The 21,294-nt window shown below is 63.3% G+C and carries 20 protein-coding genes; 5 read left to right on the top strand and 15 right to left on the bottom strand.

The genetic code is table 11. The annotated features are described in order from the left end of the window. The first annotated feature begins 52 nt into the window (after positions 1 to 52). Positions 53 to 1,267 (top strand): CaiB/BaiF CoA transferase family protein, encoded by a 1,215-nt coding sequence (locus tag AC1DEL_RS02105; protein WP_477125029.1) that lies wholly within the window; start codon positions 53 to 55, stop codon positions 1,265 to 1,267. Positions 1,268 to 1,303: 36 nt separating this feature from the next. Continuing rightward, complete coding sequence (locus tag AC1DEL_RS02100) at positions 1,304 to 2,302, top strand: Bug family tripartite tricarboxylate transporter substrate binding protein (RefSeq protein WP_092293553.1); 999 nt, start codon at positions 1,304 to 1,306, stop codon at positions 2,300 to 2,302. Between the two features lie 6 nt (positions 2,303 to 2,308). Here the strand turns inward: AC1DEL_RS02100 and AC1DEL_RS02095 are convergent, their stop codons facing one another. After that, on the bottom strand, positions 2,309 to 3,277 hold the full coding sequence (locus AC1DEL_RS02095) for a 5'-nucleotidase (RefSeq protein WP_477159062.1): 969 nt from the start codon (positions 3,275 to 3,277) through the stop codon (positions 2,309 to 2,311). Between the two features lie 78 nt (positions 3,278 to 3,355). Continuing rightward, positions 3,356 to 4,327 (bottom strand): AraC family transcriptional regulator, encoded by a 972-nt coding sequence (locus AC1DEL_RS02090; protein ID WP_441591342.1) that lies wholly within the window; start codon positions 4,325 to 4,327, stop codon positions 3,356 to 3,358. Positions 4,328 to 4,421: 94 nt separating this feature from the next. Between AC1DEL_RS02090 and AC1DEL_RS02085 the strand changes: the two genes are divergently transcribed. Continuing rightward, positions 4,422 to 5,255, top strand: a complete 834-nt coding sequence (locus tag AC1DEL_RS02085; protein ID WP_477125030.1) for an oxidoreductase — start codon at positions 4,422 to 4,424, stop codon at positions 5,253 to 5,255. Positions 5,256 to 5,270: 15 nt separating this feature from the next. Here AC1DEL_RS02085 and AC1DEL_RS02080 read toward each other — a convergent pair whose 3' ends face one another. Both AC1DEL_RS02080 and AC1DEL_RS02075 read right to left on the bottom strand, forming a co-directional pair. Continuing rightward, positions 5,271 to 7,946 carry an excinuclease ABC subunit UvrA gene (locus AC1DEL_RS02080; protein WP_477125031.1) on the bottom strand — a complete coding sequence of 892 codons (2,676 nt, stop codon included), beginning with the start codon at positions 7,944 to 7,946 and terminating at the stop codon, positions 5,271 to 5,273. A 179-nt stretch (positions 7,947 to 8,125) separates the two neighbouring features. Continuing rightward, a complete protein-coding gene (locus AC1DEL_RS02075; protein WP_092293563.1) occupies positions 8,126 to 9,034 on the bottom strand; it encodes a LysR family transcriptional regulator in 909 nt (302 codons plus the stop codon). Between the two features lie 170 nt (positions 9,035 to 9,204). On the opposite strand from AC1DEL_RS02075, the gene AC1DEL_RS02070 reads away from it, so the two are divergent. Both AC1DEL_RS02070 and AC1DEL_RS02065 read left to right on the top strand, forming a co-directional pair. Next, positions 9,205 to 9,882, top strand: coding sequence for a hydrolase (locus AC1DEL_RS02070; RefSeq protein WP_092293565.1), 678 nt, complete (start codon positions 9,205 to 9,207; stop codon positions 9,880 to 9,882). A 59-nt stretch (positions 9,883 to 9,941) separates the two neighbouring features. Next, positions 9,942 to 11,354: an alginate export family protein gene (locus AC1DEL_RS02065; protein WP_477125032.1), complete on the top strand. Its 1,413-nt coding sequence runs from the start codon at positions 9,942 to 9,944 to the stop codon at positions 11,352 to 11,354. 277 nt (positions 11,355 to 11,631) lie between these two features. On the opposite strand, the gene AC1DEL_RS02060 is transcribed toward AC1DEL_RS02065, so the two are convergent. From AC1DEL_RS02060 to AC1DEL_RS02010, 11 genes are all read right to left on the bottom strand, one after another. Continuing rightward, positions 11,632 to 12,375, bottom strand: coding sequence for a sulfite exporter TauE/SafE family protein (locus AC1DEL_RS02060; RefSeq protein WP_477125033.1), 744 nt, complete (start codon positions 12,373 to 12,375; stop codon positions 11,632 to 11,634). A 14-nt stretch (positions 12,376 to 12,389) separates the two neighbouring features. Further along, a complete protein-coding gene (locus AC1DEL_RS02055) occupies positions 12,390 to 13,484 on the bottom strand; it encodes a Bug family tripartite tricarboxylate transporter substrate binding protein (RefSeq protein ID WP_477159061.1) in 1,095 nt (364 codons plus the stop codon). Between the two features lie 64 nt (positions 13,485 to 13,548). Next, positions 13,549 to 14,463 (bottom strand): LysR family transcriptional regulator, encoded by a 915-nt coding sequence (locus tag AC1DEL_RS02050; protein ID WP_092293573.1) that lies wholly within the window; start codon positions 14,461 to 14,463, stop codon positions 13,549 to 13,551. Between the two features lie 8 nt (positions 14,464 to 14,471). Next, complete coding sequence (locus tag AC1DEL_RS02045; protein WP_477159060.1) at positions 14,472 to 15,305, bottom strand: amidohydrolase family protein; 834 nt, start codon at positions 15,303 to 15,305, stop codon at positions 14,472 to 14,474. A 35-nt stretch (positions 15,306 to 15,340) separates the two neighbouring features. Continuing rightward, the gene (locus AC1DEL_RS02040; RefSeq protein ID WP_441644952.1) at positions 15,341 to 16,024 is read right to left on the bottom strand and encodes a fumarate hydratase C-terminal domain-containing protein; all 684 of its coding nucleotides are present in this window, start codon (positions 16,022 to 16,024) and stop codon (positions 15,341 to 15,343) included. Beyond that, positions 16,018 to 16,953: a fumarate hydratase gene (locus tag AC1DEL_RS02035; protein ID WP_441591337.1), complete on the bottom strand. Its 936-nt coding sequence runs from the start codon at positions 16,951 to 16,953 to the stop codon at positions 16,018 to 16,020. Before AC1DEL_RS02035 ends, AC1DEL_RS02040 begins: the two co-directional genes overlap by 7 nt. A 12-nt stretch (positions 16,954 to 16,965) precedes the next feature. Beyond that, positions 16,966 to 18,714 carry an L-aspartate oxidase gene (locus AC1DEL_RS02030; protein WP_441644951.1) on the bottom strand — a complete coding sequence of 583 codons (1,749 nt, stop codon included), beginning with the start codon at positions 18,712 to 18,714 and terminating at the stop codon, positions 16,966 to 16,968. A 1-nt stretch (position 18,715) separates the two neighbouring features. After that, the gene (locus tag AC1DEL_RS02025; RefSeq protein WP_092293583.1) at positions 18,716 to 19,063 is read right to left on the bottom strand and encodes a succinate dehydrogenase/fumarate reductase transmembrane subunit; all 348 of its coding nucleotides are present in this window, start codon (positions 19,061 to 19,063) and stop codon (positions 18,716 to 18,718) included. After that, a complete protein-coding gene (locus AC1DEL_RS02020; protein WP_092293585.1) occupies positions 19,060 to 19,395 on the bottom strand; it encodes a succinate dehydrogenase in 336 nt (111 codons plus the stop codon). The genes AC1DEL_RS02025 and AC1DEL_RS02020 overlap by 4 nt, the downstream gene beginning before the upstream one ends. Before the next feature lie 2 nt (positions 19,396 to 19,397). Further along, positions 19,398 to 20,132, bottom strand: a complete 735-nt coding sequence (locus AC1DEL_RS02015) for a succinate dehydrogenase/fumarate reductase iron-sulfur subunit (RefSeq protein WP_092293587.1) — start codon at positions 20,130 to 20,132, stop codon at positions 19,398 to 19,400. Between the two features lie 142 nt (positions 20,133 to 20,274). Then, positions 20,275 to 21,240 carry a LysR family transcriptional regulator gene (locus AC1DEL_RS02010; RefSeq protein ID WP_441591334.1) on the bottom strand — a complete coding sequence of 322 codons (966 nt, stop codon included), beginning with the start codon at positions 21,238 to 21,240 and terminating at the stop codon, positions 20,275 to 20,277. Positions 21,241 to 21,294 lie beyond the last annotated feature (54 nt).

Raw genomic sequence — 21,294 nt, 5'->3', positions numbered from 1 at the left:
ATTGTCAAGCATACGGAACATATAGACAATGCGCTGACAGGAGACACAGACAATGGAATTACAGAATCAGGCCGCGCCGTTGCCGTTGGCAGGCGTGCGCATCCTTGACCTCTCGCGCGTACTGGCCGGGCCGATGTGTGCGATGGCGCTGGCAGACCTCGGCGCCGATGTCATCAAGGTCGAGCACCCCGCGCGCGGCGACGACACCCGCGACTGGGGCGTGCGGATCGGCACGCGCAATACCTCCTATTTCAATAGCGCCAACCGCAACAAGCGCTCGGTCACCCTGGACTTGCAGAGCGAAGAGGGCGTGCAGCTGGCGCGCCAGCTGGCCGCGCGCAGCGACGTGGTGATCCAGAACTTCAAGGTCGGTGGCGCCGAAAAGCTGGGCCTTGGCTACGAACAGCTCAGCGCGGACAATCCGGGCCTCGTCTATTGCTCGATCTCCGGCTACGCGCGCTTCACGCCGGAGGCCGAGCGGCCCGGCTACGATCTTGTGGTGCAGGGCGAAGCCGGCGTAATGGCCACCAACGGCGAGGCCGGGCAAGGTCCGCTGAAGTTTGGCGTCGCGGCCGTGGACATGTTCACCGGCATGTACGCCGGGCAGGCGATCCTGGCGGCGCTGTTCGCGCGCCACACCACCGGACGCGGACGCCATGTGCAGATGGCCCTCTATGACTGCGGGCTGATGATCACGTCGTACTACGGCATGGAAGCGCTGCTCAAGGCCGGCGATCCGCCGAAGTTCGGCAACGCCCATCCGTCCATCGTTCCTTACGGCGTCTTCGAGGCCGCCGACGGCCCGCTCGTGATCACCGTGGGTAACAACGGCCAGTTCCAGCGATTCTGCCGCGAAGTCATCGGTCGTCCCGAATGGGCGGAAGATCCGCGATTTGCGACGAACACGACGCGCTCGGCCCATCGCGACACCCTACTGGCCGCACTGCGCGAGACCCTGCGGCGCTTCACCCGGGCCGAATTGCTGCAACGGCTGACCGCCGCGCAGATTCCGTGCGGCGAGGTGCTGGGCATGCTCGACGCGCTACAGTCCCAACGCACCGCCGACGCGGGGCTGCTGCACCATTTCCACGACACCGAGGCCGGCGCGCAGGCCGTGCTGGCCCCGCCCTATGCGATGGATGGCCAACGCCTGCCCGTGCGGCGCCCGCCGCCCCATATGGGCGAGCACACCACGGAAATCTTCAAGGAAGTGCTACAACTCGACGACAACGCTATCGCGGGCCTGCGATCCCGAGGCGTGATCTGATCCCGATATTTCGATTCAAAACTGGAGACAAAACCCATGACCAAGCTGCGACTCAGCCGCCGCCAGATCCTCAAGGCCGGCGCCGCGGCCTCCCTGGCATCGATGATGCCCGCCGTGCTCGCCAAGACCGGCTGGCCGGAGAAGTTCATCAAGATGACCGTCGCGTTCCCGGCGGGCGGCCCCACGGACACCGCCGCCCGGATCGTGGCCCAGAAGCTGTCGGAGCGACTCGGGCAGCAGGTCATCATCGAGAACAAGCCGGGTGCGTCGGGTTCCATCGGCACGGCCAGCTTTATCAAGAGCCCGGCCGATGGCTACAGCCTGTCGATGTTCGGCATGCCGGCGCTGCTGGCACCGCTGATGTACAAGAACAACGCCTATGACGTGAAGAAGGACTTCCTGTCCGTGGCCACGGTCTATGTGCTGCCGATGGCCATCGTCATCAATCCCGCCGTGGTGCCCGGCGTGGAGACCCTGCCGGACCTGATCCGCTTCGCCAAGGCCAGCAAGACGCCGCTGAACTACACCAGCTCGGGCACCGGCAGCTTCGGGCACCTGGCCATGGAGCAGCTCAAGGACCTGGGCGGCTTCGACATGCAGCACGTGCCGTACCGCGGCAGTGCGCCGGCCGTTGCGGACCTGCTGGGCGGACAGGTGGGCATCATGTTCGCCGACGTAGTGGCCGCCCTGCCCCACATCCGCGCCGGCAAGCTCAAGGCGATCGCCCTGAGTTCGCCCAATGCCAAGGTGCTGCTGACCGGCGTGAAGACGGTGTCCGAACAGGGCTTCCCGGGCTTCGACTTCGACTCCTGGGGCGGCCTGATCGCGCCGCTGGAGACGCCGCAGGCCATTGTGGACCGCATTGCCCGCGAGACCCGCGACATCGTCACCAGCGACAAGGAACTGCAGCAGAAGCTGGTAAGTGCCGGCGCCATCGCCTCGTTCCAGGACGGCAAGCAGATGCAGGCACGCCTGAACAAGGACTACGACCGCTGGAGCGCCATCGTCAAGGCGAAGAACATCACCGCCATGTAAGGCGAATTAAGCTGGCATCGCCCCGCCATCCACGGCCTCCGGGGAAAGCTGCTCGGCGTTTCGGATCCCGAACGGGATATGGACGCATGGCAGGGTCCCGGCGGCCGGTTCCAGATGCAGGCGCTGGTCGTCGAAAAAAATGTGCGGCTGGAGCACTTCCAGGACGAGCCGCTTCTCCACCCCGCCCAGAAAGAACGCCTCGTTGACCGAGATGCCCCAGTGGCGCATGGTGTTGACCACGCGTTCATGCGCCGGCGCGTTGCGCGCGGTGACGATCGCCACGCTCAACTTCTGCTTGTACTGCGGGTCCCGCTGCACGCGCTCGCTCTCGAGCGCCTGGATCACCGCCAGTTTCTTCAGGAACGGCGCCAGGRGTCCCGGATTGTGGGGGATGTCGATGTGTTTCTGCTCGTGCTGAAGGAATGCGTCGAGCTGGCCGTTGTGGAAAACGGCCTCGGCCGCATCGTCGGCAATCACCCCGTCAAAGTCGAAGGCCAGCCGTAGCTCGTCAGACTCCGTATCGGCGGGCAAGGTGCCAGCCAGAACCTGGCCGGCCGCATGCCCAGCCAGGATCGCCTGGCGGACATCGGTCTGATTTGCGGAAAGGAACAGGCTGATGTTCAGGGCTTCGATATAGCGCTGCGGCGCGCCGCCCTGCAGAAACAGGGCACGACTGATATCCAGCCCATGAGCCTTGATCGACTCCATCACCCGCATGCCGGTGTCGGGATCATTCCTGGAGAGCAGGATCACCTCCACCAGCGGATCACCCGGACGCAGTTCGTTGAGCGATAGCAGTCGTCGAATGAAGGGAAATGCCACGCCCGGGCGCAACGGCACGTGCTGGTGCTTGCGTTGGTAGTCGCGGTAGGCTTCCTCGCCGTCGCCGCGGAAAATCTTGTCGGACTCGTCGAGATCGAACAGCGCACTCGACGCGAGCCCCAGTACCAGCCGGTTGGTCAGATCGTAAGGCATAGGTGATTGTTGCTCGCAAGGGGTCAGGCCCCGCCGTGAAATCGAAAGATGCTAAGTCTATCCGGACAGCAAGCGCCATCAGTGCGAGGAGACGTACTCAGCGTCATGGAACACCGGGGGGACCGCAAACCCTTCTCGCATTCGCTTCGCCTCCGCCGCCGGGGTCAAGCCAAAAAGTCTTCTAAATTCTCTGCTGAATTGTGATGGACTTGTGTAGCCCACGGCACGGCCAGCCGCTTCTGCGGTCAGATCTTGACGCACCATTAGCAGGCGAGCCTGATGCAGGCGCGTCGACTTTAGATACTGCATGGGTGACGTCTGCGTGATCTCCTTGAAATGGCTGTGGAAGGTAGGAATACTCATGCCGGCTTCCAGTGCGAGTTGCGACAGGTCGAGCGGTTCCGCGTAATCGGCATGAATGCGGCGCAGCGCCCGGCCGATCTTTCCATACTGACCTTTCATCGCAAGCGCCTCTCGCATGGCGCTTCCCTGCTCCCCGGTGAGTACCCGGAAATACAGTTCTCGCAGCAGTCCGGGACCCAACACGGCTGCCTCGAGCGGTCGGTTCATCGCCTCCAGGAAGCGCAATACCGATGCGCGCATGTCCGCATCCATTGGACTTGACATCATGGCCTGCGGTGGCTGCGCGCGCTCGGCCACCGACTGCCGGTCGATCTGCAGCATCAACTCGGCGGCGACCGCAAAATCCAGGTGCAAATACATCGCGAGAAGGGGATGCGCCGGCGTCGCGTCCGTCTCCATATCGAATGGAACGGGAACTGAGACGGCGAGGTAGTGCTGCGCGTCGTAGACATAGCGCTTGTCACCGAAGTAACCACGCTTGCGGCCCTGGCAAACGATGACAATTCCCGGATCGTAAAGAACCGGAGTACGCGACAAGGCGCGATCGGAGCGCAGTATTCGGACCCCGGGGAGCGCCGTGAGGTTGTATCCCTCGTTGTGCGCCAATGCGCCGAGCAGATCGACCAATCGTCGTTGCCCGCCGTCTGACGAAGACGGATGATTACCCGTATCACTCTTCGAATACATAGTTTTAGGCAAGAAAAACAGGAGATTGGCGCTTATATCACTGATTTCTGCAGAATAACATGCGCTCTCCAGTCTACCGAACGGAGAAGCTCAAATGGCATCCAGCAAACGCTTGCTCATTACCGGCGTCAGCAGCGGCTTTGGTCGTGCGCTCGCTCAAGAGGCGCTGGCGGCCGGCCACCGCGTGGTCGGCACGGTGAGAAGCGCGCAAGCGAAGCAAGACTTCGAAGCGCTATCCATCGACAGGGCTTTCGCCCGCATACTCGACGTGACCGAATTCGACGCCATCGACGGCGTCGTTGCGGAGATCGAATCGAACGTCGGCCCCATCGATGTCCTCGTCAACAACGCGGGCTACGGGCATGAAGGCATTCTGGAAGAGTCGCCTTTGTCCGAGATGCGCCGACAGTTCGACGTGAACGTGTTCGGCGCAGTCGCCATGATGAAGGCCGTGCTGCCTTTCATGCGTGAACGCCGGCGCGGTCATGTTCTTAACATTACGTCTATGGGCGGCTACATCACGATGCCCGGTATTGCTTACTATTGTGGGAGCAAGTTCGCTCTGGAAGGCATCTCGGACGCGCTTGCCAAGGAAGTGCAGCCCTTCGGTATTGCGGTTACCGCTGTCGCGCCGGGCTCGTTTCGCACCGACTGGGCGGGTCGATCGATGACCCGCACGCCACGCTCAATCCCCGACTACGACGCTATCTTCGAACCGGTTCGCGAGGCACGTATCGAGAAGAGCGGAAAGCAGTTGGGAGATCCCGCAAAGGCAGCGCGTGCGATGCTCGCCGTGATCGATGCAGATCAGCCGCCCGCGCATCTTCTGCTTGGTAGCGACGCGCTCCAACTCGTGCGAAGCAAGCTGTCTGCTGCAGCAAGCGAACTCTGCGCCTGGGAACACGTCACAGTGTCGACCGACGGTTGAGCGGCCTTGAACGGGTCAACTCAATTCCTTTGCCAGATATTCGCCAGTGCGGCTCGTCGCCACGCTGGTGATATCGGTGGGGCGGCCGCTAGCCACGACGCGGCCGCCCTGCTCTCCGGCGCCCGGACCCATGTCGATCACCCAGTCCGCCTGGGCCACGACACGCATGTCGTGCTCGACAACGACCACGGTATTGCCCGCATCCACCAGCTCCTGTAGTTGCAGGAGCAGGCGGTCCACATCGGCCGGATGCAGTCCGTTGGTGGGTTCGTCCAGCACGTAGAGCGTGTCGCCGCGCTGGGCGCGCTGCAGTTCGGTGGCCAGTTTGATCCGCTGTGCCTCGCCACCCGACAGCTCGGTGGCCGGCTGCCCCAATCGAAGGTATCCCAATCCGATGTCCTGCAACGCCTTCAGCGATCGCATCACCGAAGGCTCATCCGCAAAGACTTCGCATGCCGCATCGACGGTCAGGTCGAGGATCTCGGCAATATTCCGGCCTTGCCAGGTGATTTCCAGCGTCTGCGCCTGATAGCGCGTGCCGTGGCAGGCGGTACACGGCGCATACACACTCGGCAGGAACAGCAGCTCCACGCTGACGAAGCCCTCGCCTTCACATGTGGGGCAACGGCCTTGGGCGACGTTGAAGGAAAATCGTCCCGGCGTATAGCGCCGCTTGCGCGCGGCGGGGGTGTCGGCAAACAGCTTGCGGACATGATCGAACAGCCCGGTATAGGTAGCGAGGTTCGATCGCGGGGTGCGGCCAATGGGCTTCTGGTCGACGCGCACCAGACGGCGCACCGCCTCCAGGTCGCCCGCCACGCGCCCACTTGTCGGCATATCCGTCACCGCGAACAGTGGATCGCGCTCCTCGTCGGCATCGCTATCGTTGGCGCGGCCAAGATGCCGGTTCACCAGCTCCGGCAGGGCCTGACTGATCAGGCTCGACTTCCCCGATCCCGAGACACCCGTCACCGCCACGAAGCACCCCAGTGGTATCGCCGCATCGATCTTGTGGAGATTGTTGCGGGCGACATGCACGAGCTTGAGCCACCCAGCGGGTTCACGGGGTTCTCGCAGGGACACCTGTTGCTCGCCAAACAGATACGCTGCGGTACGCGATGCCTGCACCGCGGCAAGCCCGTCGAGCGGCCCGCTGTAGAGCACGTGGCCGCCGCCCTCGCCAGCGGCCGGCCCCACGTCTACGATCCAGTCCGCGTGACGCATGGTCTGTGTGTCATGTTCGACCACGAACAGCGAGTTGCCGACGGCCTTCAATCGTCGCAACGCCACCAGCAGCGCTTCGCCATCGGCGGGATGCAGCCCGGCCGAGGGCTCGTCGAGCACATAGACCACGCCGAACAGTTGGGAAGATAGCTGCGTGGCCAGCCGCAGCCGTTGCAATTCGCCCGATGACAGCGTCGGCGTGCTGCGGTCCAGCGACAGATACCCGAGCCCGAGATCGATGAGCGTGGAAACCCGCTCCATCAGCTCTTCCGCGATGCGCTGCGCGGCCAGCCGCTTTTCGTCGGAGAGGTTGGGCGTGCGTCGCACGTCGGGCGCCGCCTTGTGTGCGGATCCCCCTGCCGCCACGCGCCGCGCCGTGGCGGCGCGCATCGCCTTCGTGCTCAGCACCGCGCCGGAGATTGCCTCGGGGCTCGCCCACTCGCCGTGCGCAATCGGCCGCATGATCTCCGCCACGCGGGCAAGCGGAAGGTTCGCGAACGTGCCGATGTCCATGCCCGCAAACGTCACCGATAGCGCTTCCTTCTTGAGCCGCTTGCCGTGACAGGCCGGGCATTCGCGTCCAATCATGTATTGCGAAACGCGCTTCTTCATCAGCGCGCTCTGCGTCGTGGCGAAGGTCTGCAGAACATAGCGACGGGCGCCCGTGAACGTGCCCTGATAGCTCGGCTCCATCTTGCGCTTGAGCGCGGCGCGCACCTCCTTGGGCGTGAATCCTGCGTACACCGGCACCGTGGGCTGTTCTTCGGTGAACAGGATCCAGTCACGGTCCTTCTTCGGCAGCTCGCGCCACGGCTTGTCCACGTCGTAACCGAGCGTCACCAGGATGTCGCGCAGGTTCTGCCCGTGCCATGCGGGCGGCCACGCCGCGATGGCGCGCTCGCGTATCGACAAGGTATCGTCGGGCACCATCGACTGCTCGGTCACATCATAGATGCGCCCCAGACCATGGCACGTGGGGCAGGCGCCCTCCACCGTGTTGGGCGAGAAGTCCTCGGCGTACAGCATCGGCTGCCGGGACGGATAAGTGCCCGCGCGCGAATAGAGCATGCGGACAAGACTCCCCAGCGTGGCGACGCTTCCAACCGTGGAACGTGCATTCGGCGTACCGCGTTGCTGCTGGAGCGCGACGGCGGGCGGCAGCCCTTCGATCGCATCCACCTCCGGCACGCCAACCTGCTCGATCAGCCGTCTGGCATAGGGGGCCACCGACTCGAAGTAGCGCCGCTGCGCTTCCGCGTAAAGCGTACCGAATGCCAGGGAGGACTTGCCGGACCCCGAGACCCCGGTAAATACGACCAGCGCGTTGCGTGGGATATCGACATCGACGTTCTTGAGGTTGTGCTCACGGGCCCCGCGCACGCGGACGAAGTTGTCCGCCGCGTGACCGGACGCGGCCGGAAACGTGTCGTCGGGTGTCAGTGGGTGCCGGCGGTATTCATCCTTCATGCGATTTGTCTGTCTGAAAGCGGCGCCCTTGCAGAAATTTCCGACTGAATCTTCATCTTTCCTGCGGATCCGAGGGGGCGCTTGGCGATGGTCTCAACAAGGCAGGAAACATGCCAAATCGGATTGGAGTGAAGAGACCGCCGCAAAGACGCCTACTCGACATCTACTGCGGCCTGCCCCTACTCCTCGTCCATTTCGGCAAATCTCTCGACCAAAAACTCGATCAATGCGCGTACGGCTGGCAAAACGCCGCGCCGGGACGGGAATACGACGTGAAGCAGTTCGGCGCGAGGTGCCCAGTCCGGCAGGAGCCGTACCAGCTGCCCCGCGTTCAACTGCTCACGTACCATCATCACCGGCAGCTGGCCGATACCGACACCTGCCAGTGCTGCGGCTCGCAGTGCAATCATGTCGCCTGTCACCAGGCGCGGGCGATGTCGCACCACCGCCTGCGCCCCATCCGGACCAAACAGCGTCCAGGCGTATTCCGCCTGCGTTGCGCCCAGTGCAAGGCTTGGCAGGTCGGCGAGATCAGCCGGCGCGCGTGGCAGCTCGCGCTGCCCTTCTACCAGGGCGCTACTGGCCACCAGACATTGCCTGCGTTCCGCCAGCACGCGGATGACAAGGTCGCTGTCTTGCAATGGCGCCGGCCTGACGCGGATGGAAACATCCACAGCATCGCCGACCGGATCCACGCGCCGATTGGTCGCTTCCAGATGCACGATCACCTGCGGGTGCGCGGCCATGAACCTGGCCAGCATGTCGCCGACGTGCGCGTGCAGCAATGCCACCGGACAGGTCACCCTGACGGTACCGCGCGGCTCGGCGCGCGTCAGCTCCACGGCTTCCTGTGCAGCCTCGGCCTCCATCAGCATCGCCTTGCAATGCTCGTAGTAGGTGCGGCCAATCTCGGTCATGGTGAAGCGGCGCGTCGAGCGCTGGATCAGCCGAACGCCGAGTCGTTCCTCCAGGACGGCGATGCGCCGGCTAAGCCGGGACTTGGGCATTCCCAGTGCGCGGCCAGCCGGCGCGAATCCGCCGTGCTCAACCGCCTGCACATAGAAGTAGAGGTCATTTAGGTCCTGCACGCCACTTCCTTCTCCCTTCATCGTTCACCAGATAGGACTATGACGTCCAATCTAGCACTCTAGTGCGTCCCGCGTCCCAATCCTATGCTTTCTCCATCCGACGAATGGTCGCTAGCGGCCAGACCTTCCACACGGTGCGATGCCACCGCCCCTTACCCAGGAGACCCATCATGTCCCAACCCGCCAACTTCAACGGCAAGCGACCTGTCATCGACCCGGACGACTCGGCGATGCTGCTGATCGATCATCAGAGCGGTCTCTTCCAGACCGTAGGCGATATGCCCATGCCGGAACTGCGCCAGCGCGCCGCCGCCCTGGCAAAGATGGCGACGCTGTGCAAGCTGCCGGTCATTACTACGGCTTCCGTGCCACAAGGGCCCAATGGCCCGCTGATTCCGGAGATTCACGAGAACGCACCGCACGCGAAGTACGTCGCGCGCAAAGGCGAAATCAATGCATGGGACAACCCCGAATTCGTCGCCGCCGTGGAAGCGACGGGCAAGAAAACCCTGATCATCGCCGGCACCATCACGAGTGTGTGCATGGCGTTCCCGTCCATCAGCGCCGTGGCTGACGGGTACCGGGTTTTCGCCGTAGTGGATGCTTCCGGCACCTACTCGAAGATGGCGCAGGAAATCACGCTGGCCCGCGTGGTGCAGGCCGGTGTGGTACCGATGGATACCGCCGGCGTGGCCTCCGAGCTGCAACGCACGTGGCATCGCGATGACGCGCAGCAATGGGCGGAGATCTACACGAAGATCTTCCCGGCCTACCAGTTGCTGATCGAAAGCTACGCGAAGGCGCAAGACGTGCAGAAGAAGGGCGAGGCGCTGGACTCCGCGCGCTAAGCGTCGGAACCGGCATGGGCCTGGCGGCCCTGCCGGTTCCTTGATCGCAGGGGTGGTCAATGTCACGCATGTCGATAAGAGCGTCCGCGCCGCCGGTGGTACTGGCCTGCGTTCTCGCGGGCATGTCGTCCAATGGATGCGCCCAGCCGTCACCGCCCCCATACAATTTTCTTCGCTACGACGAGGATTACAGCTATCTGCGAGATCCGGCGCGCCGTAGCGACCCCTGGGACGCGATCAAGTATCGGCCGCTCGGTTCACCGGACATCTATCTGAGCCTGGGCGGAGAGATTCGAGAGCGCTTCGAATCCTACTCGGCGCCGAACTTCGGCGTGCCGGGCCCGTCGGCGGACGGCTACCTGTTGCATCGCCTCCTCCTCCATGCCAACGTGCATGCTGGCGACTATCTGCGCGCATTCGTGCAACTCGGCAATCATCTGGCGCCGGGCAAGGAGGTCGCCATACCGCCTTACGAAGACCGGGTGGACGTGCAACAGGCGTTTGTCGATGTGCATGTGCCAAAGGCAGGCAGCACGATGGACACCGCCTTGCTGCGGGTCGGGCGTCAGGAAATGGCATTCGGCGCGCAACGGCTGGTGTCGGTGCGGGATGCGCCAAACGTCCGGCGCGCCTTCGATGGTGTCCGCGTGGGTGGTGCTACAAACAGCGGCGTGAAGATCGATGCGTTTGCCACGCGGCCGGTGCTGCTGAAGGCGGGCGATTTCGACGATCGGCCCAATCAGTCGCAGGCCTTTTGGGGCGTCTACTCGACCTTCCCCAAGACCTTTGTGCCGTCATCGGGCATCGACGTCTACTACCTTGGCTTCGAGAACAACCACGCGCTGTACAGCATCGGAACCGGCGTGGAGCGACGGCATTCCGTTGGTGGGCGGGTCTTTGGCACGCACGGTCAGTGGGACTGGGATTGGGAAGCCCTGGGACAGTTTGGCAGTTTTGGCGCGCAGGACTTGCTTGCCTGGGGCTTCTCCACCGACACCGGCTATGGATTTTCCGTCGCCGACTGGAAGGCGCGTGCGGGCATCAAGGCCACCATCGGCAGTGGTGATACCAATCCGCGCGACGGAAAGCTGGGCACGTATGGCGGCCTGTTTCCAAAACTGGCGTACTTCAATCAGGCAGGACTACTGGGTGCATCGAATGTCATGGACCTACAGCCGTCCCTGACGCTAAAGCCGATTCCGCGACTCAAGCTGACCCTGTCCTGGGACTTTATCTGGCGACAGACGACCAACGATGCCGTCTACACGAGCGTGGCCACGCCCATTCCCGGCACGGCGGGTCGCGCCGGGCGCTACACGGGCAGCCAACTTGCCTTTGACGTGTACTGGCAGGTGGACCGGCACATTGTCATGAATGCCGGCCTGGTGCATGTCGACGTGGCAAAAGTCCTCAGCGCCGTGGGCGGCCACAATACAAACTTCGTCTACCTGTCGGCGGCGTACACGTTCTGAACCGTCTGATGGCCCCGCTGCGGGGTCAATGCGACTTTGCCTTGTGTTCCAGATGATCGAAAGCGACGTCCTCCACGCGGGAGACCTTGTTTGCCAGTCGGAACTGGAACCAGAAGAGGGCAACTACCGCCAACATCGCAAGGCCGCCAAGTGCAAATCTGAGCCACATCTTTATCCTCGATTGATATCGTACGGTGACAAATCAAGCGTATGCGGACTCAGATACAAGCTGCATCAAGATGGCGTCGAGCGCGATAAAAATCCTGTTAAGTTTGTCTCAATGCATCAACAAGCCGCGACAGAGCACCGAAACGCCGCTGATGCAGAGAAGGACCAAGAGCGCGCGACGCACCGCGTCGGGCGAGATCCGACGACGCAGGCGAGAACCTATCGCCAGGCCGACGAGGCCGAATGGCAGGGCGAACACGGCACTGCGCAGCAAATCACTCTGAAACAGCAATCCGCTGTATGCAAATGCTGTCAGGCGCACCAGCGCACTCACCATGATGACAGCCGCGATGGTCGAGCGAAACTCGTCGATCCGCGGAAGTCGCCGGGACAGGTACATGGTGTAGACCGGACCTCCGGTGCCGAACAATGCGCTGAACACACCGCCCACGACGCCGGCCGGCACTGACCACCCCCTCGCCGCCGCTTCCTCCCGATGCGCGCCGCCAAGGAGCGTCCGCCCCGTCATGATGAGCACAAAGAGTCCCAACCCGACAAGCAGCCAGCGGGACTCGACCTTGGCCAGTACGGTCGTACCGAGCGCCACGCCCACCATCATGAACGGGATCAGGCGGGACAGCTCTTGACGAGACACAGCGCTCCAGTTGCGCAGGCCAACCATTGTGGTCGTCACAAGATCGAGCAGAAGCAGCAGCGGCACCACGAACTGCAGCGGGATGAACTGCACCAGGATCGGCACGGCGACCATCGCTGCACCGAAGCCGGTGAGTCCGAACACCGTGTAGGCGCCAACCACTGTTGCCCCGAGGGCTGCGTAATGTTCAGTGCCCATGCCCTGTGCCCGTCCTAGTTGGCGGAGATCTTTCGCTTTGTCACCAGCGGCTTCCAGCGCCCCGATTCCTGGGCAATCTCCTCGGGAAGACGACCTTTCGGCGTGATCGTCCTGGCCATGCCTTGCGCGGCCAGATAGCGCTGCATGCCCGGTTCTGCAGCGGCGCGCTCCAGGTCGGCATACATTTTCGCCGTCAACGCCTTTGGCGTGCCGGCCGGCGCCATCAGCGCGAACCAGCCATAGAACGTAAAGCCCTCCAGSCCMGCCTCSGCGACRGTCGGCACRTCRGGMAGCAGCGYSGACCGYTCSTTGCCCGTCACKGCMAGCGCGCGAAKRCGRCCGCCCTTGAGGAGCGGGGAGATGGCATTGATGTTCCCCACTGTCATGTCTACCGTGCCCGCCATCAGGTCCGCATAGGCCGGTCCTTCGCCCTTGTACGGCACATGCACGACGTCGATGCCGGCAGCGTCGGCAAACGCTTCACTGGCGATATGCACCTGGCTACCGTTGCCTGCCGACGCGAAGGTCAATTTTCCCGGGTTGGCCTTTGCATAAGCGATGAGCTCGGTCATCGTTTTCGCCGGAATCTTCGTGTTGACCGTTACCACCATCGGCCCACTGGCGATCTTGCTGATCATCTCGAAGCTTTCAGCCGAGTAGGGAAGCTTCTGATAGATGAACGGGTTGACCGTGAACATGCTGCCGGAGGCGAGCAGCAGCGTGTAGCCATCCGGCACGGATTTGGCTACGGCTTCCGCGCCCACGGCACCGCCTGCACCCGGGCGGTTGTCCACGACAACGGGCTGCTTCCATTGCTTGCCCAGTTCCACGGCCACCGCACGTGCAAGCAGATCGGTCGCGCCGCCCGCGGCAAACGGCACTACCAGACGAATCGGCTTGCCCGGCCATTCCTCCGCGTGAGCCGGCACCATGGCTAGCGGAGCAATCGCAAACGCAAACATGGCTGCCGCGGTCGATGTGTTGTATCGCCTGGCGTCCGCATCGCCGCACAGCTCTTTCACAACGGGATGCTGACGTATCCGGCTCAACCCGTGCCGCCCTCGTCCAAACCAATGCCAGATGGCCTTGCCAGTGCTTGCTGCGTTCATCGTTGTCTCCTTTGTGTGGCGTCGCTTTCGTATGCGACTTTCGTATACGTCCTTACCGCATGCGTCAGCCCTTCTGCACCAGTTTCGGGCGGCCGTCGTCCGGTGTGCTGGCGGGTGTCGTGACAGCGGTCAATGCGTCAAGCAGCAACCTCGACAGATGCGCACGGGGGTTGTCGCGCGGCACCAGAATCCCGATGCGACGCATCAGCGGCGGCGAGCCGAACGGAATGGTGCGAATCGACGCCGGAAATTCGTTCTCGACGCCACGGGCCGGCACCACTGACGATCCCAGGCCATTGGCGACCATCGCGATGACGCCTTCGAGCGTGTCGATCTCCATGGTCGAGCGGACGGCGATCTGTCGTCGCACCATTTCTTCCTGAACGAGCAGGCCCACGCGCGCCGTGCGATTGAATCGCACATAAGGCGTGGTTTCCAGCACACCCTTGTCCGAATCGCCGCGCGTAGTGGCGTGGGTGATCACGACAAACTCTTCGTTGAAGAAAGGCATGAACTGCAGGTCCAGGCGTGGAACCTCCGGCTCGGTGACAACGGCGACATCGAGTTGCCGCCGGTGCACCGCCCGTTCCAGATCGTGTGTCAGGCCCGTGGTCAGGTGAATGTCGATGCGATGACCCTGCTGGTGCAGGCGCTTCAAGGCCAGCGGCAACACCCCGGAGACGCAGGTGTGAACCGAGCCGAGCTTGAGCACACCGCCAGCCGCATCGCGCTTGAGGGCCGCGCTCATGCTCTCCCAGTGGGTCAGCAGGTCTCGGGCGCGGTTTGTGAAGGCGAGGCCGGCATCCGTCAACACCGGCGGCCTGCGGCTACGATCGAAGATCGTGATGCCCAACTCTTCTTCGAGCGAGCGCATTTGCATGCTGACGGCCGATACCGTCAGGCCGATAGCATTGCCGGCCTCCGCGAAGCTGCCCCGGTCGGCGATGGCTACCAGCGTGTAGAGCGTCTTGACGTCCATGTCGAACTCTAGATGCCCAGCAGGCGGCGGGCGTTGCCACCCATCACCTTTTCGAGGTTCTCGGGACGGATCGGCAATGTTTCGAACCACTGCTTGTAGTCCCGTACCGGGCAGAATGGGAACGAGCTTGCGTACAGCATGCGGTCTGCGAGGAAGGAATCCGCGGCCTTGACGTATTCCTCCCAGCCTGGCATCCGCGAGAAGTACATGTCCGGCGAAAGGTACATATTCGGGCGGCGGAACGCGATATGCAGGATCTCGGTCACCCAGGGCCAGCCGCCGTGCGCAACGACGACCTTCAGCTTAGGGAAGTCCGCCAGCACGCGATCAGTGCGCACGGGGTCGGAGTAGCTCAAGTCCGGGCCGGCTGTTCCGCCTACCATCATGATCACCGGCACCTCCAGATCCTCGCAGTGCGCGTAGATCGGATAGAGGCGTCGATCGTCCGCGTACATGGGAACCGGGTAGGAGCCGGGCTCGATATTGATGGCCWTGAACCCGTGGGCGACCGCGTCCGAAATGGTCTTGCACGCCGCCACGCGGTTCGTCGGATCGATCGAGGCGGCACCGATGAAGCGCTCCGGATAGTCGCCCACGATGCGTGCGACGTCTTCATTGGAGACGCTTCCCAGCGTGCCGGCAAGGCGACCGACCACCACGCCCCTGTCGACCCCGCCTTCGTCCATCTCCTTGAGCAGCAGTTCCATGGACTGTCGTTGCGCTGCGGGGGAAGGCTCGAAGCCAACGGTCCGGGTAAAGCCGTCGCGCCGCTCGCCGGCCGAGTACATCAACGTGTCGAGAAAGCCGCCGACCGGCGGGCGGAGTCTGAAATCAATGATCATGTCGTCTTCCTGGCTGGTTGGATGCGGGAATGGCCTTACATCACCTCGTTCTTGCGATCGTCGGTCTCGCCGTACCTGTGCAGCGCCGGCGGCTTGAGGCCGGCGTAGAGCTTGTCGATCCCGGCGTTGATGACCTCCGCGTGCTGCGCAAACAGCGAATTGCCTTCCAGGTCGCTCTCGACGATAAACGGACCGAAGTTCTCGACGTCGAACATCCACATCGCCTGTGCAATGCCGAGTTCATCCAGCCAGAACACGTCCTGCACACGCTTGATGCCGCGCCCAAGCAGCGCGCCCGTGCCATAGCCGACGGTTGTGAGGTAGATCGCCCCGCCGGGCGCCAGCACGCGCTTGTAGTCGTCGGCGGGCATGCCACCCTTGCCGATAAAGATGCGGCACCCCGTCTTCTCCATCCACTTGGGAATCCATTTGGAGAAGCGGAAGCTTGCCGTCGCGGTCACCGCGCCTACGTTGTAGCCGCCGTCCTCGTTGGGCGCCGCAGCCGGTGAACAGTGGAAGTTCACGTTGCTGAGCCCGCGCAGTTCCACCGGTGCCTCCAGGCCCTCATCGAGCACCTTCTTGTAGATGCCTTCCCGGGCGGTATAGACCAGGCCGGTCAAGTAGACGGCCGAGCCCAGCTCAAGTCTTGCGAGGTCTTCCGTCGTGGCTGGCAGATTGATGTGGAAGACCTTCAGTTCATCGTCTTGGGGGCTTACCATTCGACCGTCTCCCTGCGCAGGTATGGGGTGAACCACTGGGGGTCCGTGCGATATTCGATGTTGCCGTCCGGGTGAATCCGGGCCGTTGCCCGCCGCGACGACAGGCAGAACGTGTGGAGGCTGATCGGCATCCCGCCCGTGTGGGTGTGGCCTACCTCGATATGGCAGTCCACCACCATCGACGAGCCCACGAAGCCCATGGCACCCATGCCGATCGAGTTGCCCAGCGTCATCAGTTCACGCTCGAGTTCGGCGATCTTGGGATCGGGATTGCGGTCGCCCACCACGCGCAGGCAGGCCGCCTGCTTGCCAAGCTGCATGCAGGTATCCTTCGAGCCGCCCAGGCCGATGCCGACGATGGCGGGCTGGCATGCCAGCCCGCGCTTGCCGAAGGCAATCAGCGTATCGAGCACGAATCGCTTGATACCGTCGATGCCGTCGCCGGGGAACAGCATCCGGTAGTCGGTGCCGAACAGCCCGCCCTTGTGCACGGTCGTGATGTCGACCCAGTCGGCGTCGGGCTCGAACGACCACTCGATCTCCGGCGCATTGATGCCGACGTTATTGTTGTTGTCCGTGCGCCAGAGCGGGTGCACGCGATTGGGCCGCAGCGGCACCGCCAGCGTGGCATCGGCCGTGGCCTTGCGCAGCGCGCGCTCGACCGCGACGAAGCCGCGCTGCACCGAAGCGTTGTTGCCAACCTTGACGTAGTAGCGTGGGAGCCCGGTATCGGCACACATGGGGCGCCGGTCCTGGTCCGCCGCTTCCCAGTTGTCCTGCATGGCGTGGATCACGAAGCGCGGCAGCTTGCCGGTCTCGGTCTTCTGCAACGCCTGGATGCCTTGCTTGTAGTCCTTGGGGATCTCGATCGCCGCGCGTTTCATGATCTCGAACGCGGCTTCCTCGACCCGATCGATGGAGATGGTCATCGTAGCGGTCCTCTATGCAGCAACTTTTGGGGGTTGACCGGCCTCACCGGTAATCAGGGACGTGCCTGGCGTCACGATGTCGAACTTCACCGGCACCATATCCAGACGAATATCGTCGCCGTCCGCGGTCACTCGGGTGTAGCGGCTGCCGTGCAAATCGCCGGGCTCCGGGAAGTCCTCGCGGAAGTGGGCGCCCCGGCTGTTCTCGCGCGCCAATGCGGAAACGGTGATCACGCGGGACATGTCCACGAGGCTCTGCAGATTGAGCCAGTCATGCCAGGTGACGTTGTAGCGGCGGTCGCCATCCGGAACGCCCATGGCCAGCAGCGCCGCGTTGTGCGAAGCGATGGAATCCAGTCCCCGGCGCATCGCCGCCTCGTGACGCAGTACGCCGACGTCGTCCCACATCGTCTGGGCGAGCGCATCGCGCAAATCGTGAATGGCGCCGGGAGCCTTCGAGAACGGATACTCGGCACGCTCGATACCGCGCAGGATGACGCGCTTGTCCGGCTCCTTCCAATGCTGCACACCGGTGGCATACGCAGCCATCGAATCGCCGGCGATGCCGCCGAATACCGTCGAGTTCGCCACGCCATTGCCGCCCAGGCGATTGGCGCCGTGCACGCCGCCGCAATCCTCCCCGGCCGCAAACAGTCCCGGCGAAGCCGTGCTGCAATCCACATCGAACTCCACGCCGCCCATCAGATAATGAGCGGTGGGCACCACCTCCACGCGACCGCCGGCCAGGTCAAAGCCACAATCCTTGCAGCGGTTGACCATGCCGGGGAACGTCTTGGCCACCTTCTCGGGTCCAAGGTGGCTCATCTGGATGTAGATCCCACCCATCGGGCCGGTCCGGCCTGCGCGCATTTCGGCGTAGATGCCCCGGCTGACCACGTCGCGCGTCGCGCGCTCGCCGCGTGCGTCATAGTTGGTCATGAAACGGTCACCGTTGCCATTGACCAGCCAACCGCCGGCACCGCGCAGGCCCTCTTCGAGCACCGTGCCGGTCATGCGGGTATCCGGGCCTCCCAGCAGTCCCGTCGGGTGGAACTGCACCATCTCCATGTCGCGCAGGCTCAGCCCGTAGCGCATGGCCATCGCCAGGCCGTCGCAGGTCTTGTCGCCGGATGGCGTGTGGTAGCGGTACATCGTCGGGCCCGCCCCCGTGGCCAGCAGCACCGCCTTGGCCTGTACGAAGCGGTAGGTGCCGCGCCGCATGTCGATGAACAGCACGCCGGCGATGCCGGAGCCATCGGCGGCCGGGATCAGCTCGATGGCGCGGTGCTCCTCCAGCTCTTCCACATCCAGGGCCCGCACCTGTTCCATCAGGCGATTGATGATCTCGATGCCGGTCAGGTCCGCCTTGTGGACGGTGCGGTCAAAGCTCTGGCCCGCGAAAGCCTTCTGGTGCAGCGTGCCGTCGGGGTTGCGGTCAAAGAAGCAGCCGATCTCGTTCTCGAGTTCCCGCACGCGCTCGACCGCGCCTTCGACCAGCCGCCAGGCCAGATCCTGGCGCGGCAGCCATTTGCCGCCCTCGATGGTGTCCATGAAATGACGTTCGACCGAATCGCCTGTGGACAGTGCCACGTTGTATCCGCCCTGCACCATCCGCGTGCAACCGCACTTGCCGAGCAGGCCCTTCACCGCCACGGAAACCTTGAGCGCAGGATTGGCCTTCTTGGCATGCAGGGCGGCAAACAGCCCTGCCCCGCCCGTGCCAAGAATCAGGATGTCCGTCTTGTGGTTCTCGATCTGCATTTCAAATAACCCCCAGGGCAAAGATCACGCCGACGCACAGCGACAGCACACCACCCCAACTGATCCACGACAGGCGCGCGTCTCGGGTGGTACTCCATGGCAGGAGTTCAAGCGCCAGCAGTCGCAGGCCAAAGCACATGTGGATGGACAACAGCAGCACCAGGCCCCATTCGCCGAACTTGACGGCGCCCATGTCGGCGAATTTCAGGAACGCGTCCATACGCGCCTGTTGCTCCAGCGCGAGTCCAAGGACATAGAAGTGCGCGGGCAGGAAGACGCCAAGCGCCAGCCCCGACAGGCGGTGACCAAGGAAGGCCCAGTAGGCGCGGTGGTTTCTCGGAGACTTCATGACAGCAGGCCTCCCACTGCGGCAACCGCGCGCAGGCCCATCGACAGCAGCAACAGGCCGAAGAGGAAGCAGCACACCGATGCGGCGCCGCGGCTCAGGCGCGCCCATTCGATCAGGATGTTGCGCAGCCCGATCGGCACGTGCACCGCCACGCTGATCACGAACAGGGAATAGAACGGAATCCAGAAAAGACTGCCCTGCGTGCGCGCGAGAATCTCGGCGGCGGTCAGGCCGCCTCGCACTGCATAGAGGATGATCCCCAGATGTACCAGCACGAACGGCGCCATGACCATCGCGCTGAGGCGCTGAAGGGCGAACAGACGCTGCTCCATGATCAGTCCCCTCCCTTCAGGAATTGCAGCAGGGCATTCTTCTTCAGGCCGGCAATGCTTCCCGTCGGGCTCAGGCTGACCGGGCAGTGCGTCATGCAATTGCCCTGCGTATGGCAGGAATTGCAGCCGCTGCCGGAAGTCGCCTTCTTCAGCACGTCCTTGGGGTCCGCATGACGTTCGTCGTTGAAGAGGGTCCATGCGCGATTCAACGCGGCGGGACCGAGGTACTCCTTGTCCCATGCCACCACGTCGCAGGACGCATAGCAAACGCCGCAGTTGATGCATTCGATGGCAGCGTCGGCCATCTTTCGCTTCTTGCTGGTCGGGGATACCGCGGCCGGGGGCTCATGGCGCGTCGCGGTGCCCACGAAGGTGCTGCCGGCCTTCTTCCATTTGTCGAAGAACTCCGACATGTCGACCACGAGGTCCTTGATGCGCGGCATGTTGCGCAACGGCTCGATGACGATCACGCCATCCTCTTCTACGCGGCTGACGTGGGTGCGGCATGTCCAGCGCGGCTTGCCGTTCACCGTCATCGCGCAGGATCCGCATACCCCAACCCGGCACGCGAAGCGGTAGGACAGGGTTGGTTCGATACGCCGCTGCACTTCGGTCACCACGTCGAGAACGGTCTGGTTCTCGCGCCATGGCACCTCATAGGTCGTGAAATTGCCGTCCTCGGTGCCGCGGGCAATACGTACCTTCAGCGTGCGTTGCGCGGGCTTTGTCGCCTCCATCACTTTTCCCCTGAGTCTTTTGTGGGTGGGTGTTGAAGCGAGTTTAAGTAATCGATATTTCTGAATCAATATTAAATAACTTGATATTTTTTGAATTAAAAGGCCAAAAGCGCCTTGTAGTCGACGTATTGCGCGACGCGCGTCAGATCAGGGTTGGGGGCGTTGAGGTAAACCCTTGCGCGAAGGACTCTCGCAAGTACTCCACGAAGACTTGCGAGACCCGCGAGGCATGCGCGGAGTAGGGGCGGATGGCGTAGAGCCAATCCCCGAAGGCACCCGCTGAACGCCATTCCGGCAGGACCTCGACGAGCCGTCCGGTTTCCAGCGCCGATTGGGCGCTGAAGTCCGGAAGCAGCGCGATGCCCAGGCCTTCGATTGCGGCATCGCGCAAGGCTTCGCTGTTATTCACGGACAAGGGACCCGTCACCGGCACCGTCACGGGATCGGCATGTCGGACATTGCGCTCCGCCACCGCAGGAACAAAGGTCCATGTGGCCGCGCCCTGCAGCCGTGGATAGTGAAGGCATGCATGGCCCATCAAGGCTTGCGGCGTCTCCGGCGTCCCCCTGCTCCGCAGGTACGCACGGCTTGCCACCAGCACCGAGCGCGTGGCCGCGAGGGTCCATGCGACGTGGGTCTCCGGCGGGGTCGATGTATGCCTGACGGCGATGTCAAAGCCCTCCTGCGCCAGCGGCCGCAATCGATCCGACATATCCAACTCAAGCTGGATCTGCGGATAACGGCGCAGGAAATCGGGCAGACGAGGTATCAGTTGTTGCCTGGCAAAAGCCACTGGCGCCGTCACGCGAAGAAACCCCCTGGGTGCGCCCGCCAGGTCGCGCACCTGGGCGTAGCCCGTTGCGATCTGCTCGAACGCGCCACGCATGGACTCGACCATTTGCCGCCCCGCATCCGTCAACGAAGCGCTGCGGGTAGTCCGCTGCACCAGGGTAATGCCGGCGGCCTTCTCGAGATCCGTAATGTGCTGGCTCATCGAGGCCTTGCTGACGCCAAGGCGTGCGGCAGCTTTGCTGAAACTGCCTTGCTGATGCAGCACCACAAGCCAATGCAGGTGCTCCCAAAGGTCCTCCACGTGGTCCTTGCGCATCCAGACACTCCTTAATCGGCACTTTTTTGATGGGACTTTTCGTATCTATAACAT

It is taken from the genome of Cupriavidus sp. 10L43_2 (assembly GCF_056395265.1).
The sequence above is the reverse complement of the archived record's forward strand: the minus strand, read 5'-3'. Positions and strand labels throughout refer to the sequence as shown.